This is a genomic window from Collinsella aerofaciens (assembly GCF_039836695.1).
Classification (GTDB): Bacteria; Actinomycetota; Coriobacteriia; order Coriobacteriales; family Coriobacteriaceae; genus Collinsella; species Collinsella aerofaciens_BD.
Genome location: NZ_JBDPAC010000002.1, coordinates 149,859 through 175,780, shown reverse-complemented (window position 1 = coordinate 175,780; position 25,922 = coordinate 149,859). Strand labels below are relative to the sequence as shown.

Sequence of the window (25,922 nt, the reverse complement as noted above, 5' to 3'; positions counted from 1 at the left end):
ACCGTACCGTACGCCCAACCGATCAGGAAGGCAGGAACCAATGGTCTCTCGTATCTACGTGGAGAAGAAACCCGGGTTCGACGTCGAGGCTCAGCAGCTCAAGGGCGAGCTGACCGAAATTCTCGGCATCAAGGGCATCGAGGCCCTGAGGATCATCAACCGCTACGACGTCGAGGGCATCGACGAGGAGCTTTTCCGCTCCTGCGTGCCGACCGTCTTTAGCGAGCCCCAAGTCGATGTGACCTACGACGAGCTCCCCGCAAGCGATGGCGCTGTCTTTGCCGTCGAATTCCTGCCTGGCCAGTTTGACCAGCGCGCCGACTCCGCCAGCGAGTGCGTGCAGCTCATCAGCCAGGGCGAGCGCCCCGCCGTGCGCTCCGCCAAGGTCTATATGATCTCGGGCGCTCTGGACGAGGCCGCCATCGATGCCATCAAGCACTACGTGGTGAACCCCGTCGAGGCGCGCATCGCCTCGCTCGACCTGCCCGAGACGCTGTACATGGAGACCCCCGAGCCCCAGCCCGTCGAGGTGCTCGACGGTTTCCGCGAGCTCGACGAGGCCGGCCTTGCCGCCTTTATCGCCGATCGCGGCCTTGCCATGGACGAGGCGGACATCGCCTTCTGCCAGCAGTACTTCCGCGATGAGGATCGCGACCCCACCATCACCGAGATCCGCGTGATCGACACCTATTGGTCCGACCACTGCCGTCACACCACCTTCGGCACCGTCCTGGATGACGTGACGATCGACGACGCCGTGGTGCAGCAGGCCTTCGACCGCTACATGGAGATGCGCCATGAGCTCGGTCGCGACGCCAAGCCCGTCTGCCTCATGGACATGGGCACCATCGGCGCCAAGTACCTCAAGAAGACCGGCGTCATGACCGATGTCGACGAGTCCGAGGAGATCAACGCCTGCACCGTCAAGGTGAAGGTCGATGTCGACGGCGAGGACCAGGACTGGCTGTTCCTGTTTAAGAACGAGACCCACAACCACCCGACCGAGATCGAGCCCTTCGGCGGTGCCGCCACCTGCGTGGGCGGCGCCATCCGCGACCCGCTCTCGGGCCGCAGCTACGTGTACCAGGCCATGCGTGTCACCGGCGCCGGTGACCCCACCGTCCCGGTTTCCGAGACGCTCGAGGGCAAGCTGCCGCAGCGCAAGCTCGTGACCACTGCCGCCGCCGGCTACTCCAGCTACGGCAACCAGATCGGCCTTGCCACCGGTCAGGTCAACGAACTCTATCACCCCGGTTACGTGGCCAAGCGCATGGAGGTTGGCGCCGTCGTGGGCGCTACCCCGGCAAACCACGTTCGTCGCGAGTGCCCCGCCCCCACCGACAAGATCATCCTGCTGGGCGGCCGCACCGGCCGCGATGGCATCGGTGGCGCCACCGGCTCCTCCAAGACCCAGAACACCGAGTCCATCGAGACCTCGGGTGCCGAGGTCCAGAAGGGCAACGCCCCTGTCGAGCGCAAGCTGCAGCGCCTGTTCCGCCGCGGCGACGCCTGCCGTCTGATCAAGCGCTGCAACGACTTTGGCGCCGGCGGCGTCTCGGTCGCCGTGGGCGAGCTTGCCGACGGCCTGTATGTCGACCTTGATACCGTGACCAAGAAGTACGACGGTCTGGACGGCACCGAGCTCGCTATCTCTGAGTCCCAGGAGCGCATGGCCTGTGCCGTCGCCGACGGTGACGTCGAGGAGTTCATGGGCTACGCCGCCGAGGAGAACCTCGAGGCGACCGTTATCGCCGAGGTTACCGCCGAGCCGCGCATGCGTATGGCCTGGAACGGCGTCGCCATCGTCGACCTGTCCCGCGAGTTCCTCAACTCCAACGGCGCACCCAAGCACCAGGTCGCCCACGTGTGCGTCCGTAGCGTGTGGCAGCCCAGCTGGACCGGCACCACGCTTGCCGAGCGCATGACCTCGCTCGTCACCGACCTCAACGTCGCTTCCAACAAGGGCCTTTCCGAGCGCTTCGACTCCACCATCGGTGCCGCAACCGTGCTCATGCCCTTTGGCGGCAAGACGCAGCTCACCCCGAGCTCGGCCATGGTCGCCAAGTTCCCCGTGGACGGCGAGACCACCACGGCGAGCGCCATGGCATGGGGCTTTAACCCCTATCTGATGGAAGCCGACCAGTTTGCGGGCGCCTACCTGTCCGTGGTCGAGTCCATCGCCAAGCTCGTGGCTGCCGGCTTTGAGCACAAGCGCGCCTATCTCTCCTTCCAGGAGTACTTCGAGCGTCTGCGCACCGAGGCCGAGCGTTGGGGCAAGCCCACGGCAGCCGTCCTGGGCGCCCTTATGGCCCAGGTCGACCTGGGTGCCGGCGCCATCGGCGGCAAGGACTCCATGAGCGGCTCGTTTGAGGACGAGGCCGGCGAGCTCAACGTTCCGCCGACTCTGATCAGCTTCGCCGTCGCCGTGGGCAAGGCCGCCCGCGCCGTCTCGCCCGAGTTCAAGGGCCTCACGCACCGCGTCGTCCGCATCGCCCCCGCTACCTATGGCGAGGACTACCGTCCCGACGCCCAGCAGCTGCTCGCCGCGTTTGACGCCGTCGAGGCGCTCACCGCCAACGGCAACGCCCTGGCCATCTCCACGCCCGGCTACGGCTGCGGCGCCGAGAGCCTCTTTAAGATGTGCGTCGGTAACCAGATCGGTATCGAGCTTGCCGAGGATGTAGACGTGGAGAGCCTCTTCACCCCGCTCTACGGCAGCTTTATCGTCGAGCTCGCCGAGGATGCCGAGCTGCCCGAGGTCGCCGACGGCGTTGTCGTCGAGCCCCTGGGCACCACCGTCGAGGGCTATGTCATCGACACCGGCTCCGAAGTCATCGAGCTCTCCGAGCTTCAGGAGGCCTGGGAGAGCGGCATCGAGGGCGTCTTTGCCTACCGCAGCGCCGACGAGACCCCCGAGGTCGAGACCATCGACTTCCGCGCCAAGGACATCCACGTGTACGGCGGCGCCAAGATCGCCCGCCCGCGCGTGGTTATCCCCGTGTTCCCCGGCAACAACTGCGAGTACGATAGCGCCCGTGCCTTCCGCGCCGCCGGCGCCGAGGCCGACACCTTCGTGATCAACAACCTCACGCCCGAGGCCGTCGCCGAGAGCACCCACGAGCTTGCCCGCCGCATCCGTGCAAGCCAGATTGTCATGATCCCCGGCGGCTTCTCGGGCGGCGACGAGCCCGACGGCTCCGCCAAGTTCATCACGGCGTTCTTCCGCGCTCCCGAAGTCACCGAGGCAGTCCGCGACCTGCTCAAGGCCCGCGATGGCCTGATGCTGGGCATCTGCAACGGCTTCCAGGCCCTGATCAAGCTCGGCCTGGTGCCCTACGGTGACATCGTCGACGCCACGCCCGATGCGCCCACGCTGACGTTCAACACTATCGGTCGCCATCAGAGCCGTCTGGTTCGCACCCGCATCTCGTCCAACCTGTCCCCGTGGCTGTCGCAGTGTAGCCTGGACGACCCCTACACCGTCGCCATCAGCCACGGCGAGGGCCGCTTTGTCGCCAACGACGAGGTACTCGCCCAGCTTATCGCCAACGGCCAGGTCGCCACGCAGTACGTGGGCGAGGACGGCAAGCCCAGCATGGATCTTTCCGTCAACCCCAACGGCTCCGCACTCGCCATCGAGGGTATCACGAGCCCCGACGGCCGTGTCCTGGGCAAGATGGGCCATGCCGAGCGTCGCGGCGACAACCTGTACCGCAACGTGCCCGAGCATGTCCCCGGCGATAAGTTCATGCCGATCTTCGAGAGCGGCGTAGCCTACTTCGCCTAAACCTTTCCCATCGGGTACAATCCCCTCGGGTAACAACACCCGCCACCGGCACACCCGGTGGCGGGTTCTTTTTTGCTTCGCGCATACAGGAAGGACATCATGGAAAGCCGCAAGCCGTATCTCGCCACCCTGCCCGGACTTATCCTGGGCTGTCTTGTTTGCTGTGCGCTCTGGGGGTCGGCTTTCCCCTGCATCAAGATCGGCTACGCACTCTTTGGTATCCCAGCGCACGATAGCGCTTCGCAGCTGCTCTTTGCAGGTCTACGCTTTACGCTTGCCGGCGCCCTGGTTATCGTTGGGATGAGCGCGGCCCAACGCCGCCCCCTCATACCGCAAGCGCGCGACATCAAACCCATCTTTATCTTGTCGCTCTTTCAGACCATCGGTCAGTACTTCTTTTTCTATCTGGGCCTCTCGCGCGCCAGCGCCATGTCGAGCTCCATCATCGAGGCCAGCGCCAACTTCCTAGCCATCCTCTTTGCCGCCCTGGCGTTTCGCACCGAGAAGCTCAATACGGCCAAGGTGCTTGGCTGTGCACTGGGCTTTGCCGGCGTCGCGCTCGTCAACCTTTCGGGCGCGGATGGCACCTTTGGCTTCAGGCTCGATGGCGAGGGCTTTATCCTAGCCTCCACCGTCGCGGGTGCCCTTTCGACCTGCCTGATTGGCATCTTCTCGCGCGAGGACGACGGCGTCTTGCTTGCCGGGTGGCAGTTCTTGGTCGGCGGCCTTGTCCTCACCGCCATCGGCTTTTTGATGGGTGGCGCGCTCTCCCCCACGGCGATTGCCCCCGCCATCGCGCTCATCATCTACATGGCGCTTATCTCCGCGGTCGCCTACTCGCTGTGGTCGCGCCTGCTTGCCGTCAACCCCGTCAGCCGCGTCTCGGTCTTTGGGTTTATGAACCCCGTCTTTGGTGTGCTGCTGAGCGCGCTGCTGCTCGGCGAAGGCGCGGGCACGAGCCCCGTTACCGTCATCGTTGCCCTGTTGTTGGTCTGCGGCGGCATCATCATCGTCAACAAACCCAAAAAAGCCTAGCGAACTGCCTCGTTCCAAGAAAAAACCGAGGCGTATCTTCGACAGCCGCTACTAATCCCGCCAACGCAATAGGGGCGCACGACCATCCATGCGGTCGTGTGCCCCTTTTCCTAGCGTATCTGAACGCCGGCTTTCTTTTTCTCGGCCTTGACGCGGTAGAGCTCCGCATCGGCAGCGCGAAGTAAGTCTTGCCAGGTATCAACACTATCGCCGACCCGCGCGTAACCGATGGACATCCGCAATGCATACGGCACCTCGGCATGCGCGAGCTCGTCGTTGATTGTCGCGCACAGATGCATGATATCCTGTTCCGCCACTGCCTTTTGGAGCACCACGAACTCATCGCCACCGTAGCGTGCGATAAAGCCACCAGACGCCGAGCAGACCTCTTTGAGCGCAGCGGATATAACCTGAAGAGCATGGTCGCCCTCCACATGTCCATAGCGATCGTTAATGTGCTTAAAGCCGTCGGCGTCCATCATGAGCAGATACACATCTTCGGCCTGATCCACATTTGAAAAGAGCGACAGCATATAGGTCTCAAAACGGTTGCGGTTGTTGAGTCCAGTCAACGGGTCGGTCGAGATGAGCTGCTCCTGGCAGATGATATAGAGCAGCAACATGCTAATCATTATGCCGACACAAAGGCCGGGCACCGAGCATACGACCTGAAAGGTACCGCCCACCAGGGCCGGAATGGCGAAAAATGCCAAGGTTCGATAGATAGCCTTCGTCTGTAGGCTCTCGACCCTGCGAGATTGCACAAACGCATGCAGGGACGTATGTATAACGTAACAGTAGCTGACAATGGGCTGGATCATATAGGCAAAGCCGCGACGATACACGCCCTGCGAATCGATATAGAACAAGGCGTGCGTCCAGTAACTGGTAAAAGCCAGCACGACCACCAGAGCCGTAGGCAACGTTACAAGCACCACCCTATAGCGCGAGGTCACAAGGCGAGAGCCCTGCATCGTCTCGGAATAGATAAACCAAATGAGACACGCGATGGCAAAGAGCGAAAACGAAACCGCGTTGGAAATCCAGTTGGCAGCAATACCCAACGTGCCGTCCGCACCATCCGAAAGCGTCCAGATCATATCGAATAATATGTACGCGGCAGAGGTGTAGCCAAGCATGCTAAACAATAGCTGCAGGGTGCTCGAGAACAAGGAGCGACGACTTCGCGCGGCAAGCCCGATAAGAACAATCATGCATAGCAGGAATATCTCAATCTTGAGTGCCTTAACCACTAGACGCCATCCCTTCAATATCCGAATGGTCAGAATCGCCCAATTCGAATCAGGGCAATAAACACCCCTTTACTCCGCAGGGGTAAAGGGAATCATAGCAAAGCGCCCGAACATCACTGCAAAACAGTTTCTGTTCGGGCGCTCGGACGGCGCGAATTGCACGCCGGAATCAATTATCGGTAACGGCCGTTACTCGCCATCGATGTCGGTCGCGACGGCCTCCTCGATGGCCTCGACACCGGCAGGCGACAGGTCCTCCTTGCCCTGGCAGAACTTCTTGTCGACCCAGCCGGTCAGAATCGGAGCCATGATTGCCGTGATGATAACGGCAGTGGCGATCTGGGCGTACGCGGTGGGCGCAAGCTCGGCGTAGCGCGGCGCGACCTCGGCGAGAGCAACCGGCGTGGTCATAGCCGTGCCGGCGATGGTGGAACAAGCCACGGCAGCCTTGCCGTTACCACCGCACAGGCGCTCGAACGCAAAGGTGATGGGACCGACGACAAACAGCGTGACAAGGCCCAGCAAGATGCCGGAAATACCACCGGCGATGAAGCTCGAAAGGCTCATGGACGCACCGAGCTGAAAACCAATTACAGCGATCGCGGGATTGGCGCCGGGAACCAGCAGGTTCTTGATAAACGGGAACAGGTTGCCCAGAACCATGCCGATAACGAGCGGCAAAATGGAGCCGATGATAGTACCGACAGGGATGTTGGCAAGACCCGAAACACCAAGGATGATCATCGTGACGGCGGGGCCGGCCGTAAAGAATAGGATACCGACGGCGCCCTGCTCAGACTCATCGCCGAACTCGCCCATGATGCCCGTATAGAGCGCCATGTTGCAAAACGTAATGCCGCCGATGATAGACACGGAGCTCAGACCCAGGAAGTTGTCGTTAAAGAAATATGCCACGCCTAGGCCGAGAGCCGCTGCGACGACCAGCTTGGGAATCAGCACGACGATACCGGTCTTGATGGCGCCCGGCGTGGACTTAAAGCTGATGCCGGCGCCCACGAACAGCAGGATCGCGGCGACGATGGTATTGGAGCCACCGCGGCAGGCAGCCGTAAAGAAGCCGCCGATCTCAAAAACCTGCGGGCAGAAGGTGTTGAGCAAAAGACCGACGATCATCGGATAGATCATGATGTCGCCCGGGATGCGCGGAACCTTGAATTTCTTTTGCTCGTTGGCAGTCGCTTCCTGTGCCATGAAACCCCCATTTCCGCTGACGCGGAACAAAAGCCCACGTCATGCTTTGCTACAGTAAAGTTTGACCATGGTACCAGAAGAAATAGACCAGCTCGGTGAAAAATTCGACAAGTTGGGATGGAACGAGATTCGGCGCCCGCGACGCCACCCCTATATAAGGCTCAAGACGATATAGAGTACGATGCCCGAGACGCAGCACCACAGCATCGATTTTGTCTTGACCGCCACGACCACGACGCCGACGGCCGCAATCCAGGGAACCAAGGCAGGCCAGAGTCCCGCGTCGAACGCGCCGGGGCTCACCAAGTCGTTGGCGACCAGCGCGGCAAAGGCAGCGGGCGGGATATAGCCCAGGGCCTCGGTAATGCGGGGCGACAGGGTCCGCCCGCGCAAGGCGAACGCCGGCGCGATGCGAAAGAACGCGATAGCAGCCCACGACGACAGCCACAGAACCAAGAACTCGTTAACGGGCATCGCGGGCACCTCTTCCGTCAAATACAGCATCGCACGCCAACGCAATGGCAATGCCGGCCACGACGCTTGCCGGCACGGCAATATTCGTGAGGCCCAAGAACTTGCATACGGCGACGGACACCGCGCCCGAAACCGCCGCGACAACGTTGCCGCGCGACAGCCGCTGCGAAAAGAGCAGGCAGATAAAGAGCGAGGTGCAGACAAAGGCTGCAATGGCGGTGGGAACATCGACAACGGCGCCGACGATGGCGCCCATCGTACACGAAACGCCCCATGTTGCGATGAGGATCACGTTGAGCACAAAGGACTCGCGCGGGCCCCAATCCTCCCCTTCAACCAACTTGGCAAGCGAGATGCCATATGCCTCCTCGGTAAGTGTCGCGGCAACAGCCAGCGTCTGACGCTTCGAGGCACCCGTCAGATGCGGCGCGATCGATGCCGAGTAAAGCGCAAAACGCGAGGAGATGGCGGCAACGCTCGCGATAATCGAAGGTGCCGGTACGCCCGCCAGCCAAAGATTGCAGATCATAAACTGGCCGCTGCCCGTCACAAACGTGCTGCTCAGGGCAAAGACCATCCAGGGCTCCATTCCCGTCTGCCCCATGATCATTCCGCACGGCGCGCCTATTGCAACATAGGTAAGCATCACCGGCCAGACGGTTCTAACGATTTTGAGCACCATACGCTTCTCATCCTGACAAGGTCTCCGAGCCGCATGTAGCGACACGGCAGAATCATCATCCGACAGCAACCGAGTTCACCTACAATTGCCACCGGATCGAAAGACACAACTTTTTAGGAAGTCATTATGACAGCTATCAATCGAGACCGGGCGCGCGCGGCCTTCAAAAGCTACACCGATGCCTACGACGCCACCAACCCACGCATCGCACTCAAAATCGAGCATACATACCACGTGGCCGAGGCATGCGATGCCGTAGCGCGCGAGCAGGGCTGGTCGTCAGAAGATATTGACCTGGCATGGCTTTGCGGCCTGCTACACGATATGGGCCGCTTTGAGCAGCTACGACGCTGGGACACCTTTAAGGACGCCGAGAGCATGAGCCATGCGGCGCTGGGCATCGAGGTCCTCTTTGGCGAGAATCCCGCCGATGCACCCGCCACGACAAACATCCGTGACTTTATCGAAACCGGTGCGCATGACGAGCTCATCCGAGCGAGCATCGCCTATCACAGCGACTTTCGCCTGCCGGCACAACTCGACGAGCGTACACGGTGCTTCTGCGATATCGTGCGCGATGGCGACAAGATCGACATTATGCGTACCATCGCCGACAGCACCGTCGACACCATCCTCAAGGTGGACGAGAAGACGTTTCTCGGCAGTCGTTTCTCGTCGCCGACACTTGCCGCCTTTGACGAGCACCGCTGCGTCGCGCGCGACGAGCGCAACGAGCCGGCGGACTACCTGGTGGGGCTCATCTGCTTTATGTTTGAGCTCGTCTATCCAGCGAGCCGCGCGCTGGCGCGCGAGCAGGGCGATATCTACCGCCTGCTCGACGCGCCTTTTGGCATCACGCGGCCCTTTACCGACCCCGCCACGCAGGCAACTTGGAGCCGCCTTAAGGACGAGATGCGCGACTGGCTGGCGCGCGCCTAGCGCTCAAGCTGAGCCAGCAGCTCCTCGACGACCTCGACGGCATCGCCGACAACCTTGTACTGGGCAGTACCAAAAATGGGGGCATCCGGGTCCTCGTTGATGGCGATAATGCACTCAGCCCCACCGATGCCGGCAAGATGCTGGATGGCGCCCGAAACACCGATACTCACGAGAAGCTTGGGCGAAACCGATACGCCCGTCTGGCCAATCTGGTGGCGATACTCCAACCAGCCGGCCTCCACGACAGGTCGCGTGCAGCCAAGCTCGGCTCCCAGAGCCTCGGCGAGCCTTCGCATCAGCGGCAGATTTTTCTTGGAACCAATGCCGCGACCCACAACGACCAGGCGCTCGGCATCGGCGATCGAAGCCTGCTGTTCCCACTCCTCGGCGGGAATCGAGATCTCGACACGAGCCTTAGCATCATCCGCAAGTGATATCTGGGTGATCGTGCCGGAGCGGCCGTAGTCGAAGTCGTGAGCCTTAAAGATGCCGGGACGAACCGTTGCCATCTGCGGACGGTGGTTGGGGCAAATGATGGTGGCCATCAAGTTGCCGCCAAACGCCGGGCGCGTCTGCTGCAGTAGGCCCGACTCCGCATCCATCGAAAGCACGGTGCAGTCGGCCGTAAGACCCGTCTGCAAACGCACGGCAACGCCGGGTGCCAGTTCGCGACCAAAAGCGGTCGCACCATATAGGATGGCCTCGGGTTTGCGTTCGGCTACCAAATCGCAGATCAAGCGGGCGTAGACCTCCGCATCGTTTTGGCGCAGGCGCTCGTCGCGACAGGCCAGGACTTCGTCGGCGCCCGCGCAAACCAGATGCTCCAGGTCCCCAAGCGAGCCCTCGGGGCTTATGCCGACCAGTGCCACCAGACGGCAGCCGCGAGCATCGGCAAGCTCGCGCCCCTTGCCCATGAGCTCGTAGGCCACGGGAGCCACGGCATCGTGCTCGTCAGTCTGCACGAAGACCCAAATGTCTCGATATGCATCAAGGTCCACCGTACCAGCGGCCTCGTCACGCTCGATCGAGATAGCGTTGACGGGGCAGGCGTCGACGCACCCACCGCATAGGATGCAGCCGTCGGTTACGCGGGCGCATCGGCTGGGTCGCTCGCCTTCCACTACGATGCCGCCCGAGGCACAGGCGCGAACGCAGCGACCGCAGCCGATACAGGCTTCGCTATCGATAATCAGTCCGCTCATCTATGCCATCCCCTCGATAATCTTGGCAAGCTTTGCCGCCTGCTCGGACGCCGTCCCCTCAACGGTCTCGCACGTTTGGTCACGGTCGGGCACAAACGAGCGCACGACCTGTGTCGGCGACCCGGCAAGGCCGCAACGCGCGGGGTCGGCGTTCACGTCGGCGGCACTGACCACGCGCACGTCCGCCTCCTCCGCCGCACGAATACCGGCAATACTTGGCATACGCAACTGGCCAATCTCCTTGGCAGTCGTCATCGCGCACGGCATCTCAAGATACACCGTCTCCTCGCCGGCATCGCATCCGTGAACGAGCGCCAGCGAGCCACACGTCGTAAAGCCCGCGCTCTGCACGCAGCTCACGTCGGTCACGCAGGGAATCTCAAAGGCACCGGCAAGCTCGGGACCGATCTGGGCCGTATCGCCATCCACCGCCATCTTGCCGCAGATGAGCAGGTCGAAGTCCTCGTCGAGCGCTTCGATGCCGCACTTGAGGGCGTAGGTGGTTGCCAGGGTATCGGCACCTGCAAAGGCGCGATCGGTCAGCAGCAGCGCGTCGTCGGCACCGCGGGCGATGCAGTCGCGCAGCAGTGACTCGGTCGCGGGGATGCCCATCGACACCACCGTCACGCGCACATCCATGCCAAAGCCGATAAAGTCGTCCTTCAGCGCCAGCGCGCATTCCAAAGCACTCGCGTCAAAGGGATTAATGACCGCCTGCTTGCCATCGCGCACGATGGTATTGGTCTTGGGGTCCATCTTGACCTCGGTGCTGCCCGGCACGGCCTTGACGCACACCACCATATGGAAATCGCTCATCTTCACGCGCCCCCTTTCTGGACGAGCTCATCCAAGAGCTTCTCCGAAAACAGGTTACCGCGACCCAGCTGCCCGTCAGGATCGAGCTGGAGCTTGAGCCGCGCCGACTCGACCATGGCCTCGTGACCGTACATCGTCTCCAAGAAGCCCGCCTTGATCTTGCCGACGCCGTGTTCTGCGGAGACGGCGCCGCCCATGACCGTGACCTCGGAAGCCCACTGGGCAAAGAGTTCTCCGCCGCGGCGATAATCCTGCGCATCGCGCGGCAGAATGTTCACATGCAGATGGTTGTTACCGATGTGCCCCCAGGCGGCAGATTCAAGCCCACTTTCGGCCAACGTGCGGCGATAAAGGGCGATGACATCGCCCAAGCGTGCGTTGGGCACCGACATGTCCGAGCCCAATTTGGTGATGGTGGGATCCGTGCGGCGGCGCTCGTCGATGAGCATGTTGACGCTCTCGGGGACCGCATGGCGGAAGAATCGCTGACACTCGCGATCGACCTCGGTGCGCGCGACCCATGTCGCATCGTCACTGCCGCCCGCAAGCTCCAGTACCCACCCCAAGTGATACAGCTCCTCAGTCGCCTGAACTTCGTCGTCGCAGTCGAGCTCCACGTAGACACAGACCTTGGCCTCTTTGTCGAGCGCAGGCAGCGAGGCGAACGCGGTCGACTGTTCACGCTGACGACGCAGGATATCCAGGGCGCCCGCATCGAAATATTCGATGGCAGCCGCATGGGACAGGACGGGACGCACAGAATCGGTGAAGGACACGGCCTTGTCTTCGCTGTCAAAGAAGCAGCTCACGCCCCAAACGACCGCAGGCGCCGCCTGCAGGACAATCTCGAGCTCGGTGATGACGCCGATTGTGCCACACGCACCGATAAACAGATCGATGGCATCCATATCGTCAGCAACGAAATAGCCCGAAGCATTTTTGGTCTTGGGCATGGTGTAGTCGGGAAGGTCGAGCTCGAGCGCGCGGCCCTCTGCCGTCACGAGCGACAGATGGCGACCCTGGGTAAAAGCCTCGCCGCGCTGAAGCTCAAGCAAATCGCCATCAGCCAGCGCGACGTGGAGTCCCGTGATATGTGGGCGCATGGGGCCGTAGGCGTAGCTGCGGGCACCGGAGGCGTTACATGCCGCCATGCCGCCCAGACAGGCAGATGCCTCGGTGGGATCGGTGGGAAAAAACTGCTCGGGGGCCTCTTGGAACTCCTCGTAGGCCTCGAGCGATGCCTGGTCCCAACCAGCGGTCGGCAGCACCTTCTTGCCCAGCTGCTTGCGCAGTTCCGAAAGCACAACGCCCGGCTCCACGCGCAGCAGAAATTGGCCTTGTTCATCGCGGCGAAGGCCCAAGTAGCGATTCATACGGGAAGTATTGAGGATATGCCCGCCGTGGGGCACGGCACCGGCGGCAAGGCCGGTTCGGGCGCCCTGAACCGTTACCGGAACACGCTCGGCATGGAGCTTTTTCAAAATGGCGCGGACCTCGTCCTCCGTTGTCGGAAACGAGATGCTCGAGGCCTCGCCCGATGCGCGAGATTCATCGCGGCCATACTCTTCGAACTCGTCGGTGAAGGGTTTGATGGTTGCAGACACGCGAACTCCCCCTTTAGCTAACTACAGTATTTGCAGGGAGATGTTACCTCATCGTTTTGTCGACGTGTTCGAAACCGTCTCCATAATTGGCGATTTTTACGTTCGTGCAATTCGGCGAGCGGCTGGATTTCCTCGGCAGACGATGCTTTTGACACATATAGCCCCGCCGTCGCCGACCGCGCGATTGTCGCTTAAAAAAAGTTGGAGTATTTTTTGCCACCATTTACCTGCGGAGACGCCAATCCGTCAAGCATTTGGTCAGCAATTGGTCAAGTAGTGGCTGATACCGTCGGCATCGACAGCCAAAACCGACAGAAGTTTTGGCCCCAGAAGCAGGGAGGTTCCCATGGCATATTACTGGCCCCAGTACGGCATCGCCATCGAAGTCGACGACGATCCCCATCTCCTGCCTTTCGACGAAGAGGCATTCCCCGATACGACGGTCTACCACGTTACCACCGATGTGATCTGCGACCCCGAGTCGTTCTCGGCGCTCGCCCACCGCATCGCGCATATCCACAACATCGAGCTCCCTCCCGACTTCGACGAGCTTGTCTACTCACGCCGCCTGATGCTTCACATGCTCTTTGGAGCGAACCCGTCCACCTTTGCGCGCATCTATACCGCCAAGGATGCCGCATGAGCGCGAAGAAGCCACCCCACTTTGCAGGCCTGGGTCGTCGCAAGAAGCTCATCGTTGCCTGCTTGGCCATCGTCTGTGCCCTTGTCGCCGTAGGACTATACGCTTGGCAGTCGCAGCCCGTACCCGAGGCGGGCGCTTCGGTTACGACGGCCGAGGGCAAAACGCGTCAGGAAATCCAAGATGAGCTCGACGCCATCGTCCGCGACAACATGATGACGATTTCGGTCGCACCGGTCGCTCAGCTGCAGGAGGACGGCAAGCTGCGCGTCAACGTGCAAAACGTCCAAGACAATAAATTTCCCCAGCGATTCCGCGTCATCCAAAACGACGAGACCATGTACGAATCCGGTGTGGTCGAGACCGGCAAGACAATCGAGACGTGCCCCGCCGGCGACATCAAAGAAGGCGAGGCGTACATCGAGATCCAGGCACTCGATGCCAAGACCCTCGACAGCCACGGCAATCCGACACGTGTCAAGGTGCGGGTTGAGCAAGCCGAGAACTAGCTTTTCCGGCCGACGCGGCACCGCACGCAATTCACCAGCATTCGTCCAATCATCTCGGGGACGGCCCGCGGCGAATAGAAAGGAACGACCATGGACATCACCAGGAACATGAACGGAGCCAGAGCGCTCGTCGTGGGCGCGGGGCTCGCGCTCGCGCTCGCAATGGGCGCCGCCCCGACGCCAGCTATGGCGGCCGGGCGCGTTGGAACCACGAAAGTAATGGTCAGGACCGAGATCGACAACATCAAGTTCAACGCACCGACGGTTATTCCCTTCGTCGCCCAAGCCGACGGCACGCTTCAGGGTCCCTCAGAAGACGCGATCACCATCGACAATCTTTCGGCCTACGGCATCCATGTCACCAACATGAAAATCGACGCCATGAACACCTGGACCATTGCCGCCGACGCCAAGGCCGGAACCGCGCAGAACTCCATCGACTTTAAGGTCGGCCCCGACGGCGCACTCCAGAACGCCAGTGCCGCAACGCAGGGGACAGGCCTCGATCTTTCCAAGAATGCAGCCTTCGACATGGGCTACCAGGGCATTGCCGGCGGCACGGACAAAATTAAGCTCAAGACAAGCGGAAACGTCGCCCGCGTCACGCGCGATATCTTCCACGTAACCGGCGAAGGCGATCAGGTTGCAACGATCACCTGGACGGTCGAGCCCGGTGCGCACACGGCATAAGGCCGTCGCCCTGGCCGCCGCCGTCAGCATCCTAGCGTTTGGCCCAGCCATGGCCTTTGCCCAGCAAGAACAGGCGCAGGCCGCCACGCAAGTGACGGTCGACCTCTCGGGGCTCGACCGCGGCGACCGCGAGGAACCGTTGGCGCAGACAGGCGATGGACGATGGCTCTTGGCAGCAGGCGCCACAGCAGCAGGCGCGGGAACCGCCGGCCTCGGCCTGCACATCAAACGCAGCCAGAAACAAAACACGGACAGGCCGCACTAAATTAGCTAAGGAGACCCCATGGCATCGAAGAACCTTTTGCCCGTCGTCGCACTCTGCGGCGCGCTCGCAACCGGAACGCCTGTCGCCGCTTGGGCGACTCCCGTCATGGCAGACTCCTTACCAGCAGCCCTAAGCTCCGCATCAAATCCGTCGAGCGCCATTGCGTGCAAGCGTTTTTCGATCGCACAGGCTGCAATCTCAACCTCGGGATGCCTTCGTCGTAATACGGACGGTTCGATAGTCGTGGATATCAATCGTTCGAACAAGGCAAACGGCTCCCAGGCGGGGTACGCCGTCTGCACGTGGCGCTCGGTTGTGCTCGATGCAGATGGCGATCCATGCAATTTAGAGCTGCGCATCGACATCGCTTCGATCGATGACTCGGCGAACGGAGCGAAGGTCGCCTTCGACGGTACGTTTTTTGAGAAAGGAGGCGGTATATGTCTGGGCTGCGCCGCCGCGAATGCAGACGACACGCAGCCCACCCTCTCATTCACGGCATCGTTGCAGCTGACCAAAGCCGACACCGATGCCATCGCGGCGGGAGAAGCGTCCCTGCTGTTCTACGCCGTCAGCACCAAAGACACAGACGCTCATTTCGAGAAGCCAGCCGGATCACTCAGCCTTACACGAGGGATAGAGGCAGGCCCTATTGAAATCGATGCCCACGCGCAAAGCAGGCAACGCATTCTTGCCGACCCGGCGCTTCTCGAAATGGAGTGGAGCGGATCCGGAGCCATCGGAATTCTCCCCTCCGCGCTTGACGCCAAGACGCTCCCCTCAAACGACGAACCCATCAACGCAACCATACAAGAAGAGAGCGCGGACAAAGAAGCAGGTGCGGGCGACACGCCATCGCCGACAAACAACGTCCCAGCTTCTCTCGAAGCACCGAATGAACCCGCTACCGATCCAAACGATCCCGAACTCGCGGACAGTCTGGGGCTTGCTGATCCTCAAGAGATCGATGAAGGTAACTGCTGCGTGCTTGCCGCGCTCGACCACACAGAGGTCATCGACGCTGCGAACATCGAAGTTGCCGCCGCCAATCAGCCCGTCCGCAAGTCGGCTATCATCGCATTTCCCGAATCCATCGAAGTCGTCTTTTTGCCATCGGGCGAGGTCGTGGCCCCAACACTGCTCACCTTGTTGGGCGCCAAGAATACTCGAAACGAAATTAAAAAGGTCACGGTTGTCGACCCCGCAACCACCGCCAAGCTGCGTCTATACGCCGTTGCTCCAGATGGAGGCAAGACCTTAGAATTCGATGGTGACACACTCCTAGCCTGGCGACGTCTGGACATTATGCAAGACGTCTCGTATCAGATCGAACTCGAAGGGTTTGATCGTGCCCGCGATGCCAATATCATTGCCGCGGCTATTGAATCCCCACAGCGGCTTATGACACTGCGCTTTGAATACTATCCCTATGTCCCGACAACCACCTGAGGCTTAAATGCTGCGCGTCGTTGCTAATGCCACTTATATAACGTATTAGATGGGTCGCGATGTACCTCGCATTCCACTCTGCTACGATTGCCACGTTGGCATCAATACGGGAGGGCTCATGCCGGGCTTGGGAACAATCATCAACGTTGTGCTTTTGATTGCGGGCGGTCTTTTGGGATTAGCGGGCGGTCGCTTCATTACACCGCGCATCCAAGACACGCTCATGAAAGCATCGGGGCTGTGCGTCCTGTTTATCGGCCTGGGCGGCACCATGCAAAAGATGCTCATCATCGATGGAAAGGCGCTAGCGACCACCGGTACCACCATGCTCATCGTCTCATTTGCGCTCGGTTCGCTCATCGGCGAGGCCGTCAACTTGGAAGCCGCCATCGAGAACCTTGGCGAATGGCTCAAGCGCAAGACTGGCAGTGAGGGCGATAACGAGTTCACCAACGCTTTTGTCTCGACATCGCTGACCGTCTGCATCGGTGCCATGGCTATCGTGGGATCAATCCAAGACGGCCTGCTCGGCGACTGGTCCACGCTCGCCCTCAAGGGAGCGCTGGACTGCGTCATCGTCTGCACCATGACGGCGTCGCTCGGACGCGGCTGCATCTTCTCGGCCCTGCCCGTCGCCGTGTTCCAGGGGACGATCACGTTGTTTGCCGGCGCGCTCTCACCCATCATGACCACAGCGGCCCTCAACAGCCTTTCGCTCGTAGGCTCCATGCTCATCTTCTGCGTCGGCGTCAACCTCATCCGTCCTCAGACCTTCCGCACGGCCAATATGCTTCCCTCCGTCGTCATCGCCGTCATCTACGCCCTCCTGTTCTAAATCTATCAACACAGCGGTATCTCGAACATCTGTTTGATGCTGTGCTATGATATGAGGTCACCGTAGCTGCGTTCGAGAGGAGAAGCGGTGGCCGACCAGGACATCAAGATGCTCATCGAGCGCATTATGGCCGAGGCCCGGACCCATCAGTCTGCCCGCTTCTCACATGAAGTCTACGCAGACGAGCCGATTCTCAAGACCGGCCGACAGATGCAGAACTTCCTCCCCGACCAGTACCGCAAGATGCGTGAGATATCGCGTTGGCAAGAAGACCCCAAGGGCGGCGCGGGCCGTTGGCTTTCGGAAGCCGAGCTTTTCTACCGCCAAGGCCTGCTGATGGCCGACTTTGAGGACGACTGCCCGTACAACGGCACCTTTAAGTCGTACTTTCCCACCTACAACGCCATGAGCGATCGGCAGCTGCGCGGCTATTTTACCTGGCGCGCCCAAGTGCGGCGCGGAACTGTCGAGGAAACGTCTACGTCCTTTGCCTTTCTGTATCTCTATGAGCTGATCTGCGGCATTGGCGTAGATGACCCACTCGATGGTTTTAACATGATCAAGGCCTTTTGGGATGCCTATCGCGCCTTCGAGCCCGGCATCGATCGGTTTGCACGCGTGTGGTTGCAGGATTACGCCGTATTCCATGGGCTCGACCCCAAGCTGCTTCGCGACTCTAAAACCGTCATGTTCGATAACGCCCTTATCGAGCTGCGACGCGCGGCACGAGACCTTGTACCGGCACCGGCACCGTCCGGCCAGACCCCCAAGCGTCGCAAAACCTCCGAGCCCACGCTCCCCCTTCCGCCCGATGAGGTGCGCGAGGAGCGACTCATGGCCGCCATCAACGCCCTCTCTACGTACAACCTAAGTAACTCGCGGCTCGACCGCAGCCACCACCGCGATCTGCGCCACGTGGCATGCGCCGTGTATGTCCGCATGGCGCGCTACTATGACACGCACCGAAAGACCGGCATCGTAGCGAGCTTGTTTGGGGAGGAGACGGCCATGCCCTACACCATGTTTGCCTCGGCCGTATTCTTTGCGCCCGAGCGCCACGAGGACTGCGAATACCGCCTGGATCCTATCCATATCTACCGTTGCCAAAACGGCTTTTGGGAATGCATGCGTATCCACGGTAGTAGGCAAAAGAGCAGCAAGCTCGGTGAAATGATGCGCGCCTGCGACCAACGCCTGCGCCTGGCGCTGGACCCCGCCCATCCCCTTAAGGAAGAAAAGGTCCCCAAATATCTGGCCAAGATTATCGATGACGAGATTGTGGCATGGCTTTCGTGGGACGCCGCACACCAGCCCGTCAAGATCGATATCGATCTGAGTCAGCTGGGGCACATTCGGAGCGCCGCTGCGCAAACGCGCGAAGCGCTTTTGATCGACGAGGAACGCGAGGACGGCGCGTCCGCAGAAGCCGAGGCAGCGGACTCAGGGCAACCGGACGCCGAGCCCGTAACCGACGCGATTGTCGAACCGGTCGTGGCACCCATTCGGCAGGACTTGACCGACGAGCCGACCATATCCACCGAACAGTTTGGTGTCGTGGCACCGCTTCTCGCGCCGACGCCCGTGTTCGCAGCTGCTGCGCCCGCTGACGCCACAAACGAACTCGCGCCCGCCGCAGATGCCTTCCTTCGCGCACTGCTCGAGCAAAACGCAGCGCAAGCGACATCGGCAGTGGCGCACTCGGGACAGAGCGAGGACATGCTCGTCGATAGCATCAACGAGGCGCTCTTTGACCTGGTGGGTGACACCGTAATTGAATTTAGCGCGGCAGGGCCGCAGATTATCGAGGACTACAAAGCAGACGTGAGAGGATACCTAGACCATGAGTGATACCGCATCCGCAGCGCCCCGTGTACCCAAACGCGTCGCCGCCGTCATTCTTAACTCGCTCAAGGGCGGCGTGGTCCCGCGCATCGGCCTTCCCTACATTACCGTAGGGCGCGAGGTCGAGATCCGCGCCCTGCTCACCGATCTGAGTCTCATCGCCGACGGTGGGGCGAGCTTCCGCTTCCTGGTCGGTCGCTACGGCGCCGGCAAGAGCTTTTTGCTCCAGACCATCCGAACGCATGCCATGGGCGAGGGATTCGTCGTCGCCGATGCAGACTTGTCCCCCGAGCGCCGTCTGCAGGGCGGGCAGGGGCAGGGCCTTGCCACCTACCGCGAGCTCATCCGCAATATATCGACCAAGACGCGCCCCGAGGGCGGCGCGCTCAACCTTATCCTGGATCGTTGGGTCACCTCGTGTGCCGATGCCGATGAGTCCGTCGTTAATGCCCAACTGGCCCCGCTCGAGGAGATGGTCCACGGCTTCGACTTCACCCGCATGCTTCGCCGCTATCGCACGGCCGTATCCGAGGGCGACGAGGAAGCCATGAGCCGCGTGACCAAATGGATCCGCGGCGAATACCGTACCAAGAGCGAGGCTCGCGCCGAGCTGGGCTCCTCGACCATCATCAGCGATGACGACTGGTACGACTACGTTAAGCTCATCGCGCGTTTTTTGGTCTGCGGCGGCTACAAGGGTATGTTGGTGCTCATCGACGAGCTCGTGAATCTGTATAAGATTCCCAACGCCATCACGCGCCAGTACAACTACGAGAAGATCCTGACCATGTACAACGACACGCTCCAGGGCAAGGCGCAGTACCTGGGCATGATCATGGGCGGCACGCCAACCTCCATCGAAGACCGCCGCCGCGGCGTGTTCTCCTACGAGGCCCTGCGCAGCCGACTCGCTCAAGGCCGCTTTGCACGCGAGGACCTTAAGGACATGCTCGCGCCCATCATCCGTCTGCAGCCACTCACCTACGAGGAGCTGCTGGTGCTGATCGAAAAACTCATGCAAATTCACGCCGGCTACTTTGGCTGGACGCCCACGCTGACCGAGAACGACTTGGTGGACTTCCTCAAGATCGAGTTCGGTCGTGTGGGAGCCGACACACATCTGACGCCGCGTGAAGTCATTCGCGACTTTATCGAGCTGCTCGACATCCTATGCCAGAACCCCGACGCCAACGTAGCCGAGCTGCTGCAAAGCGTCGGCGGCGACGCGCTGGCGCCGGCAGCAGCAACAGGCGACACCGGCACCGCAGGCGGCGACCGTAACTTCGCCGAATTCACCATCTAACCTGCCAAAAAGGGATAGGTTTATTTTGGCAGGTTTTATCTGGGCAAACGTTGAAGCGGTAATGCAGCAAGCCACTGCCCGCCGCGTTGAGAGATTCGCTTTTGAAAGGAGGCCTCGTGAACGCCTTTGACCGCTACGCCCCGTTTATCCAAGACTTCATCTACTCCCACGATTGGGAGAGCCTGCGCTCCATCCAGGTTGCGGCGGCAGATGCCATCTTTAACTCGCAGGACAATGTGCTCCTGACGGCATCCACGGCTTCCGGCAAAACCGAGGCAGCCTTCTTTCCCATCCTGACCGAGTTTTGGGAGAACCCACCCGCAAGCGTGGGCGCCCTCTACATTGGCCCCCTCAAGGCGCTCATCAACGACCAATTCGTCCGCCTCAACGACCTGTGCGAAGAAGCCGATATCCCCGTCTGGCACTGGCATGGCGATGTCTCGCAATCACACAAGGCCAAACTCATCAAAAAGCCGAGTGGTATCCTTCAGATTACGCCCGAATCGCTCGAGGCGCTCCTGATCCATAAGCACATGGCGATCCCGCGCATGTTTTGCGACCTGCGCTACGTCGTCATCGACGAGGTTCATTCGCTCATGCGCGGCGACCGCGGCGGGCAGACGCTCTGTCTTATCGAGCGCCTCTCGCGCATGGCAGGCGTGCAGCCCCGCCGCATTGGCCTTTCGGCCACCATCGGCGACCCCGAGCGCACGGGTGCCTTTCTCTCACAGGGAACGGGGCGCAACTGTGTTATCCCCCGCTTTGAAGAACCGCGCCGCGTATGGCGCATCTCCATGGAGCACTTCTACAACTCGGGTCCCCAGGCACAGCAGCGGGGATTCGAGAGCACGGGTCCTCAAGAGGCCGAAGTGCTTGCGTGCGAGCGCATCGAGGCGGCATCCGCGGCACTGCCCGCCGGCGCCCAAGACATGCGTCACAGCGGACAGCTCACACAAGAGGAGCGCCGTCAACGTCGTGAGCGGGCACGAGGCAAAGCCGCTCCCAAAGACCGTCGCACTTCCTCGGCCCCCGAGGGCGAAGTCGACATCCCACGAGCGACCGAGCAGGCGCTTCTCAACCCCACCGACACGGCGCCCGACAACGCCGACCCCGGTATGGGCTATATCTTTGAGCATACGCGCGGCCGCAAGTGCCTGGTCTTTGCCAACTCGCGCGAGGAGGCAGAGGCCGTGTGCTCCATGCTGCGTAGCTACTGCGAGAACCGGCACGAGCCCGACCGTTTCCTCATTCATCACGGCAATCTTTCGGCATCGTTGCGCGAGACGGCCGAGGAACTCATGCGCGATGAGGAGCAGGCACAAACAACCGTCACCACCTCTACGCTGGAGCTCGGTATCGATATCGGCCGCTTGGAGCGTGCCTTCCAGATCGACGCGCCGTTTACCGTCAGCTCCTTTTTGCAGCGAATGGGCCGCACGGGACGCCGCGATCTTCCGCCCGAGATGTGGTTTGTCATGCGCGAGGAAGAGCCCGAGCCGCGCACGATGATGCCCGAGACCATTCCGTGGAAGCTCCTGCAGGGCATCGCGCTCGTACAACTCTATCGCGAGGAAAAGTGGGTCGAGCCGCCCGAGCTCGATCGACTCCCTTACAGTCTGCTCTACCACCAGACTATGTCGACACTTGCCAGCACCGGCGAGCTCACGCCGGCAGAGCTTGCCCAGCGCGTGCTCACACTCAGCTATTTCCATCGCATCTCGGCCGATGACTATCGCGTATTGCTGCGTCACCTCATTAAGATCGACCATATCCAGGTCACCGAGGGCGGCGGACTCATCGTGGGTCTCGCGGGCGAGCGCATCATTAACAACTTTAAGTTCTACGCCGTATTCCAGGAAAACGAGGAGTTCACCGTTCGTAGCGAGTCGGCCGAATTGGGCACGATCGTCAACCCGCCACCGCCCGGTGAGCGCATCGCCATCGCCGGACACTGCTGGATTGTCGAGGAAGTGGACTGGAAGCGCCACACCGTCTTTGCCACGCAGGTCAAGGGTCGTGTGCCGGCCTACTTTGGCGACTGCCCCGGCGACATCAATACACACGTACTCGAGCGCATGCGCGAGGCGCTCAACGAGCACGCGGCATATCCGTATCTCATGGGCAACGCACGGGCACGCCTTGCACAGGCTCGTCATACCGCCGAGATTTCGGGCGCGGGAACCAAACCGCTCATTAACCTGGGTGGCGACACCTGGGTGCTCTTCCCCTGGTTGGGCAGCTATGCGTTTCTGGCGCTCGAACGTATGCTCAAGATTAAATGCGCCGCGGAGCTTGGCCTTCGCGGGCTCGATCCGTCGCGCCCGTACTTTATGCAGTTTAAGATGAAGGCCGACGAGGAGACGTTCTTTGAGGTGCTCGCCGCCGAGGCCGAGAAGGACTTCGGCCCCATCGACCTCGTCTATCCTGGCGAGGTGCCTTACTTTGATCGGTACGACGAGTTTGTTCCCGAAGAGCTCGTGCGCAAGGGTTTCGCCGAAGGCGTGCTCGACATCGATGGCATGAAGCAGCGTGTCCGCAGCTGGCGCGACCACGCCTAAGACCAGTCTTTTTGGGACGGGGAGACTTACTTGTCGTGAAGGACGGTGCCGAGGAAGTCGGCGTCGAAGGGCACGGCTTCGGCAAAGGCGTAGTCGCCGTCGCTGGCGATGAGCAGGTAGTTCTCCTCGCCGCCGAACTTCGCATCGCCACATGGGACCACCCAGGCGTGGGCGAATACCTCGAGTGCCGTGGCAGCGCAATCGCGCAGGAACGTCACATCGCTCCCCTCGCTTGCGCTCACGATATTGGCAACGTAGACGCCACCGACATTTAGGCTGCCCCGCACCAAACGCAACGCTTCAACCGTCGCCAGCTCGCGTACGGGCTCGGCACCGCCAAAGCAATCGCTCACGACCACGTCGTAGCGGCGATGGCCCACACTCGTCACACCCAGATACGAGCGAGCCTCAGCAGTAATCACCCGCAAGCGGTCGCCCACCGTGCGCTCCAGCTCGTCCAGATAGAACCAACGGCGCGCCAGGCGCGTAATCTCTCCGTCATACTCGATGACGTCCATGCGCAAGTCCTCGTGCGACATCAGAGCGAACTTAGAATAGGCAAACCCGCCGCCGCCCAGCATAAGCATGCGGTCGATGCCGTGGCCATAAGCGTCGCGCATCGCATCCTCGGCCTCAAACACATCGTCAAATGCACGATAGTACGCAAAGACCGGCTCCGCCCAACGATCGCCAACGTAACTCGCGCTTTGGTAGACGCCACCTTGCACCAATACACGGACTTCGTCGCCGCCCTCGTCGTGCACGCGCTTCACACGCGCCAACCCATTGCGGGTTCGCGCAACCTGCAGACAGGCAGCACGAACAGCGACAGCGGCCGCACCAAGCGCCGCGGCTCCCAGAGCAACGCCGGCAACGACGCCGGCAGAAACACTCGGCTTGTTCATCTAGAGCTCCTTTTGCAGATAAAGGCCATGGTCATAAAATCCAAGATGGCGATAGTACTCGCGTGTGCCAATCGCGCTAATCACGTTGATACGCGCATAACCCGCATCCCGGGCAATCTCGCACGCACGCCCTACGAGCAAACGCCCCAACCCGTGATGCTGCGCCGCCTGGCCCTGGTCGCCCACGCGTGCCGCCATGCCATACACGTGTACCTCGCGAATCATCGCCTCGTCCGGCGTCGTCGGCAACTCGTCCGCATGCGCGGCAACAAACGAATGGTCGGGCAGTGACAACCGCAAAAAGCCCGCGATCTTGCCCCGCGGCGTCACCCACTGCAAAAAGCGCTCGTAAGTCACCGGCGTCTCGTACGCCACTTCCTCATCAAGAGAAAGCTCATCCAAGTCGGCACCCGCGGTACTGATCTCGCGATAGCGAATCTCGCGCACCACTGCGCCTTCTCCACGAGCCGCCAAGCGATTCTCGACGAGCTGACGCAGGTTGGGCTTCTTGTTGCCCACCATAATGTCGTCGGAACTAAAGTCGCGGATCATGCGACTGATACGACAGAACGCCGGCGTCACCACGATGTCGTCGGCTAACACATCGAGCAGCTCTTCCTCGGTATAGGGACGCCACTCGCCGCGCTCATAGCAGCCCACCAGACGCGAGCCCTCGATGAGCGCACACGGGTAGACCTTGACCTCGTCGGGCATAAAGGCCCCCTCGGTCATAAAGCGCTCGTAGTCGCGCTTGTCCCCTTCGGGCGTGGCGCCCAGCAAGTTGAGCATAAAATGCGCGTGAATCTTAAAGCCAAACAGGCGCGCAAGCGAAAACGCCCGCTCGATCTGCGCCACCGAAATGCGACGCTCGTTGATATCGAGCAAATGCTGGTCGAGGCTCTGAATACCCATCTGGATCTTGGTGCAACCCAGGCGGCGGATGAGCGTGAGGGCCTGTGGCGTCACGGCATCGGGACGCGTCTCGATAACGAGCCCCACCACGCGATGCTTCGCCGTCTCGTTGATGCGCTGTTGGCGCTCAAGCTCCTCCATCGTGGCCGTCTGCCACTCGGCGACCTCGCCCCACGGCGTGCCGGGGCCGTACAGACGACGCACCGCGCGGTTATAGCCGCCCACGGCAGCATCCACACGCTCCTGCTCGTCGGCAACGCCGCTCGCAAGCTCAACCTCATCGGTCGCAATACCGGCAGCGCGATAGCGTTCGCGTCGCTCCGCCACCACCGGCGGCAGCGCATTGGCAGGAGCATCGTCGAGCAGGCGCCCCGCCTCGGCACGGCTGATACCCGGACGCGCCAACATGGGGTTGGCCGCCACGCCGGCCACGGCATCGTCATTGAGCGCGCGGAAGAGCTCCGACATAAACCACATCTGATACCCTTGCGGATAGTCGCTCCAGGTACCGCCAAGCACAATGAGCTCGATCTTATCGGTCGCATGACCCATCTGCGAAAGCGCGGTCAAACGGGCGCTCACCTGCAGATATGGATCGAAGCAGTTTTGCTCTGCACGGGCACACGCCGGCTCGGCGTGCAGGTAGCTTTTGGGCATGCGCAGGTCGTTGGGGCAAAACAGGCAATCGCCCGAGCACGGCCACGGCTTGGTGATGACGGTAATGGTTGCCACGCCCGAAGCCGTGCGACGAGGCTTCATACGCAGCACCTGCAGCAGTTGACGTTCCAGCTCGGCATCGACATTCCACCCAGCCCAACGAGCCGGCTCCTCACGTTTAACCCGCTGGTAGAACGGCAGCAGACGGCGCTTGGCCAAATCGCGTTTGTCGGCACCCTCACGGCGCGCCTCGGCATGTATCAGTTTGACGAGCGCTTTGTCATCCACGGTCTCGCCGCGACGCAGAGCCTCGAGTATGTTCAAGATAATCTGTTCCATACCCCCATTGTAAA

Annotated in this window: 21 protein-coding genes; 12 read left to right on the top strand and 9 right to left on the bottom strand. The window is 61.2% G+C overall.

Annotated features, from left to right (window positions below):
• Positions 1–40 precede the first annotated feature (40 nt).
• Both ABG996_RS02025 and ABG996_RS02020 read left to right on the top strand, forming a co-directional pair.
• Complete coding sequence (locus tag ABG996_RS02025) at positions 41–3,787, top strand: phosphoribosylformylglycinamidine synthase (RefSeq protein WP_347478253.1); 3,747 nt, start codon at positions 41–43, stop codon at positions 3,785–3,787.
• Positions 3,788–3,886: 99 nt separating this feature from the next.
• The gene (locus ABG996_RS02020; protein ID WP_347478252.1) at positions 3,887–4,822 is read left to right on the top strand and encodes a DMT family transporter; all 936 of its coding nucleotides are present in this window, start codon (positions 3,887–3,889) and stop codon (positions 4,820–4,822) included.
• A gap of 110 nt (positions 4,823–4,932) precedes the next feature.
• Here the strand turns inward: ABG996_RS02020 and ABG996_RS02015 are convergent, their stop codons facing one another.
• The 4 genes from ABG996_RS02015 to ABG996_RS02000 form a co-directional block, all read right to left on the bottom strand.
• Entirely contained in the window at positions 4,933–6,075 is a 1,143-nt protein-coding gene (locus ABG996_RS02015) for a GGDEF domain-containing protein (RefSeq protein ID WP_347478251.1), read from the bottom strand.
• Between the two features lie 189 nt (positions 6,076–6,264).
• Positions 6,265–7,287 carry a 2-keto-3-deoxygluconate permease gene (locus ABG996_RS02010; protein WP_195521014.1) on the bottom strand — a complete coding sequence of 341 codons (1,023 nt, stop codon included), beginning with the start codon at positions 7,285–7,287 and terminating at the stop codon, positions 6,265–6,267.
• A 150-nt stretch (positions 7,288–7,437) separates the two neighbouring features.
• Positions 7,438–7,761, bottom strand: coding sequence for an AzlD domain-containing protein (locus ABG996_RS02005; protein ID WP_006234452.1), 324 nt, complete (start codon positions 7,759–7,761; stop codon positions 7,438–7,440).
• Complete coding sequence (locus tag ABG996_RS02000) at positions 7,751–8,407, bottom strand: AzlC family ABC transporter permease (protein ID WP_347478273.1); 657 nt, start codon at positions 8,405–8,407, stop codon at positions 7,751–7,753. Before ABG996_RS02000 ends, ABG996_RS02005 begins: the two co-directional genes overlap by 11 nt.
• A gap of 162 nt (positions 8,408–8,569) precedes the next feature.
• Here ABG996_RS02000 and ABG996_RS01995 point away from each other — a divergent pair, with 162 nt between their 5' ends.
• On the top strand, positions 8,570–9,382 hold the full coding sequence (locus ABG996_RS01995; protein WP_347478250.1) for an HD domain-containing protein: 813 nt from the start codon (positions 8,570–8,572) through the stop codon (positions 9,380–9,382).
• Here the strand turns inward: ABG996_RS01995 and ABG996_RS01990 are convergent.
• The 3 genes from ABG996_RS01990 to ABG996_RS01980 are packed head-to-tail and all read right to left on the bottom strand — an operon-like array spanning position 9,379 to position 13,004.
• Positions 9,379–10,584 (bottom strand): FAD-binding protein, encoded by a 1,206-nt coding sequence (locus ABG996_RS01990; protein WP_347478249.1) that lies wholly within the window; start codon positions 10,582–10,584, stop codon positions 9,379–9,381. The genes ABG996_RS01995 and ABG996_RS01990 overlap by 4 nt on opposite strands.
• Positions 10,585–11,400 carry an electron transfer flavoprotein subunit beta/FixA family protein gene (locus ABG996_RS01985; protein ID WP_347478248.1) on the bottom strand — a complete coding sequence of 272 codons (816 nt, stop codon included), beginning with the start codon at positions 11,398–11,400 and terminating at the stop codon, positions 10,585–10,587.
• 2 nt (positions 11,401–11,402) lie between these two features.
• Positions 11,403–13,004: an FAD-binding oxidoreductase gene (locus ABG996_RS01980; protein ID WP_347478247.1), complete on the bottom strand. Its 1,602-nt coding sequence runs from the start codon at positions 13,002–13,004 to the stop codon at positions 11,403–11,405.
• A gap of 346 nt (positions 13,005–13,350) precedes the next feature.
• Between ABG996_RS01980 and ABG996_RS01975 the strand changes: the two genes are divergently transcribed.
• The 9 genes from ABG996_RS01975 (at position 13,351) to ABG996_RS01935 (ending at position 23,095) form a co-directional block, all read left to right on the top strand.
• Positions 13,351–13,647 carry a hypothetical protein gene (locus ABG996_RS01975; protein WP_347478246.1) on the top strand — a complete coding sequence of 99 codons (297 nt, stop codon included), beginning with the start codon at positions 13,351–13,353 and terminating at the stop codon, positions 13,645–13,647.
• Entirely contained in the window at positions 13,644–14,153 is a 510-nt protein-coding gene (locus tag ABG996_RS01970; RefSeq protein ID WP_117746254.1) for a hypothetical protein, read from the top strand. The genes ABG996_RS01975 and ABG996_RS01970 overlap by 4 nt, the downstream gene beginning before the upstream one ends.
• A gap of 90 nt (positions 14,154–14,243) precedes the next feature.
• Positions 14,244–14,843, top strand: a complete 600-nt coding sequence (locus ABG996_RS01965; protein ID WP_347478245.1) for a hypothetical protein — start codon at positions 14,244–14,246, stop codon at positions 14,841–14,843.
• Positions 14,827–15,108, top strand: a complete 282-nt coding sequence (locus tag ABG996_RS01960; RefSeq protein WP_347478244.1) for a hypothetical protein — start codon at positions 14,827–14,829, stop codon at positions 15,106–15,108. Before ABG996_RS01965 ends, ABG996_RS01960 begins: the two co-directional genes overlap by 17 nt.
• Before the next feature lie 18 nt (positions 15,109–15,126).
• Complete coding sequence (locus ABG996_RS01955; RefSeq protein WP_347478243.1) at positions 15,127–16,557, top strand: hypothetical protein; 1,431 nt, start codon at positions 15,127–15,129, stop codon at positions 16,555–16,557.
• A gap of 118 nt (positions 16,558–16,675) precedes the next feature.
• Positions 16,676–17,392 (top strand): DUF554 domain-containing protein, encoded by a 717-nt coding sequence (locus ABG996_RS01950; protein ID WP_055310532.1) that lies wholly within the window; start codon positions 16,676–16,678, stop codon positions 17,390–17,392.
• Between the two features lie 87 nt (positions 17,393–17,479).
• Entirely contained in the window at positions 17,480–19,240 is a 1,761-nt protein-coding gene (locus tag ABG996_RS01945) for a TerB N-terminal domain-containing protein (RefSeq protein ID WP_347478240.1), read from the top strand.
• Complete coding sequence (locus tag ABG996_RS01940; protein ID WP_347478239.1) at positions 19,233–20,537, top strand: ATP-binding protein; 1,305 nt, start codon at positions 19,233–19,235, stop codon at positions 20,535–20,537. The genes ABG996_RS01945 and ABG996_RS01940 overlap by 8 nt, the downstream gene beginning before the upstream one ends.
• 116 nt (positions 20,538–20,653) lie before the next feature.
• Positions 20,654–23,095, top strand: coding sequence for a DEAD/DEAH box helicase (locus ABG996_RS01935; protein ID WP_347478238.1), 2,442 nt, complete (start codon positions 20,654–20,656; stop codon positions 23,093–23,095).
• A gap of 26 nt (positions 23,096–23,121) precedes the next feature.
• Here the strand turns inward: ABG996_RS01935 and ABG996_RS01930 are convergent, their stop codons facing one another.
• Together ABG996_RS01930 and ABG996_RS01925 are read right to left on the bottom strand one after the other, a co-directional pair.
• Positions 23,122–24,000 (bottom strand): spermidine synthase, encoded by an 879-nt coding sequence (locus ABG996_RS01930; protein ID WP_347478237.1) that lies wholly within the window; start codon positions 23,998–24,000, stop codon positions 23,122–23,124.
• Entirely contained in the window at positions 24,001–25,908 is a 1,908-nt protein-coding gene (locus ABG996_RS01925; RefSeq protein WP_347478236.1) for an elongator complex protein 3, read from the bottom strand. It lies immediately after the preceding gene.
• Positions 25,909–25,922: the final 14 nt, after the last annotated feature.

Bases quoted from the DNA above. Each gene is read 5' to 3' on its own strand.
- ABG996_RS01970 (WP_117746254.1), top strand. From the start codon at position 13,644: ATGAGCGCGAAGAAGCCACCCCACTTTGCAGGCCTGGGTCGTCGCAAG.
- ABG996_RS02005 (WP_006234452.1), bottom strand. From the start codon at position 7,761: ATGCCCGTTAACGAGTTCTTGGTTCTGTGGCTGTCGTCGTGGGCTGCT.
- ABG996_RS02010 (WP_195521014.1), bottom strand. From the start codon at position 7,287: ATGGCACAGGAAGCGACTGCCAACGAGCAAAAGAAATTCAAGGTTCCG.
- ABG996_RS01965 (WP_347478245.1), top strand. From the start codon at position 14,244: ATGGACATCACCAGGAACATGAACGGAGCCAGAGCGCTCGTCGTGGGC.
- ABG996_RS01985 (WP_347478248.1), bottom strand. From the start codon at position 11,400: ATGAGCGATTTCCATATGGTGGTGTGCGTCAAGGCCGTGCCGGGCAGC.
- ABG996_RS01950 (WP_055310532.1), top strand. From the start codon at position 16,676: ATGCCGGGCTTGGGAACAATCATCAACGTTGTGCTTTTGATTGCGGGC.
- ABG996_RS02020 (WP_347478252.1), top strand. From the start codon at position 3,887: ATGGAAAGCCGCAAGCCGTATCTCGCCACCCTGCCCGGACTTATCCTG.
- ABG996_RS02000 (WP_347478273.1), bottom strand. From the start codon at position 8,407: ATGCTTACCTATGTTGCAATAGGCGCGCCGTGCGGAATGATCATGGGG.
- ABG996_RS01975 (WP_347478246.1), top strand. From the start codon at position 13,351: ATGGCATATTACTGGCCCCAGTACGGCATCGCCATCGAAGTCGACGAC.
- ABG996_RS01990 (WP_347478249.1), bottom strand. From the start codon at position 10,584: ATGAGCGGACTGATTATCGATAGCGAAGCCTGTATCGGCTGCGGTCGC.
- ABG996_RS01955 (WP_347478243.1), top strand. From the start codon at position 15,127: ATGGCATCGAAGAACCTTTTGCCCGTCGTCGCACTCTGCGGCGCGCTC.
- ABG996_RS02025 (WP_347478253.1), top strand. From the start codon at position 41: ATGGTCTCTCGTATCTACGTGGAGAAGAAACCCGGGTTCGACGTCGAG.
- ABG996_RS01940 (WP_347478239.1), top strand. From the start codon at position 19,233: ATGAGTGATACCGCATCCGCAGCGCCCCGTGTACCCAAACGCGTCGCC.
- ABG996_RS01930 (WP_347478237.1), bottom strand. From the start codon at position 24,000: ATGAACAAGCCGAGTGTTTCTGCCGGCGTCGTTGCCGGCGTTGCTCTG.
- ABG996_RS01925 (WP_347478236.1), bottom strand. From the start codon at position 25,908: ATGGAACAGATTATCTTGAACATACTCGAGGCTCTGCGTCGCGGCGAG.
- ABG996_RS01995 (WP_347478250.1), top strand. From the start codon at position 8,570: ATGACAGCTATCAATCGAGACCGGGCGCGCGCGGCCTTCAAAAGCTAC.